This is a genomic window from Pseudoduganella sp. RAF53_2 (assembly GCF_052113985.1).
Taxonomy (GTDB): Bacteria; Pseudomonadota; Gammaproteobacteria; order Burkholderiales; family Burkholderiaceae_D; genus Rugamonas.
The window spans coordinates 1-1114 of sequence record NZ_JBFRDW010001059.1 but is presented as its reverse complement, the minus strand read 5'-3'; the positions used below and the strand labels follow the sequence as shown (position 1 = coordinate 1114).

The 1114-nt window shown below is 57.3% G+C and carries 1 protein-coding gene and 1 pseudogene; both read right to left on the bottom strand.

The features are described 5' to 3' along the window. Window positions 1–726: pseudogene (locus AB4Z11_RS32300) on the bottom strand (F0F1 ATP synthase subunit beta); the annotation flags it as partial. A gap of 30 nt (window positions 727–756) precedes the next feature. Further along, window positions 757–1114 (bottom strand): F0F1 ATP synthase subunit gamma (locus AB4Z11_RS32295; protein WP_442030353.1); only part of this gene is annotated, 358 nt, incomplete at its 5' end.

Genomic DNA, 1114 nt, shown 5'->3' with positions numbered 1-1114 from the left:
GTCACGGCCTTCGTCACGGAAGSRCTCRGCSATSGTCAGRCCGGTCAGCGCCACGCGCAGACGGTTGCCMGGYGGYTCGTTCATCTGACCGTAAACCATGGCCACTTTGGAGTTGGCCGGGTTTTCCAGGTCAACCACTTTGGCGTCAGCCATTTCGTGGTAGAAGTCGTTACCTTCACGGGTACGCTCACCAACACCGGCGAACACGGACAGACCCGAGTGCGCTTTAGCGATGTTGTTGATCAGTTCCATCATGTTCACGGTCTTGCCCACACCTGCACCGCCGAACAGACCAACCTTACCGCCTTTTGCGAACGGGCACACCAGGTCAATAACCTTGATGCCGGTTTCCAGCAGATCCTGGGAAGGGGACAGTTCGTCGTAAGCCGGAGCTACGCGGTGGATGGAAGCGATCTGGTCATGCGCCACAGGGCCGCATTCGTCGATCGGGTTGCCCAGCACGTCCATAATACGGCCCAGGGTAGCTTTACCCACTGGAACCATGATTGGTTTGCCGGTGTTCTGGATGGTCATGCCGCGACGCAGACCGTCGGAGGAGCCCAGAGCAATGGTACGGACCACGCCGTCACCCAACTGCTGTTGCACTTCCAGGGTCAGCTCGGAGCCTTCCATTTTCAGCGCGTCAAAAACCTTAGGCATCGCGTTGCGTGGGAACTCAACGTCCACCACAGCGCCGATACACTGAACGATTTTGCCATCAGCCATGTTCGTTCCTTCAAATATAGTTAAATTCGTTTAAACCGCTGCCGCACCGGCCACGATTTCGGACAGTTCTTTGGTAATTGCCGCCTGGCGGGTCTTGTTGTAGACCAGCTTCAGTTCACCGATCACGTTACCGGCGTTGTCGCTGGCGGCCTTCATGGCCACCATGCGCGCCGACTGTTCGGATGCCAGGTTTTCCGCTACCGACTGGTACACCAGCGCTTCAATGTAGCGCTCCAGCAGTTCGTCAATCACGGTCGCCGCGTCTGGTTCGTAGATGTAGTCCCAGTTGTGGCTGTTCGCATCGGCCTTCATCTTGTCTGCGGCCAGCGGCAGCAGCTGTTCGACGACAGGCTCTTGCTTCATCGTGTTGATGAACTTGGTGTAGCAC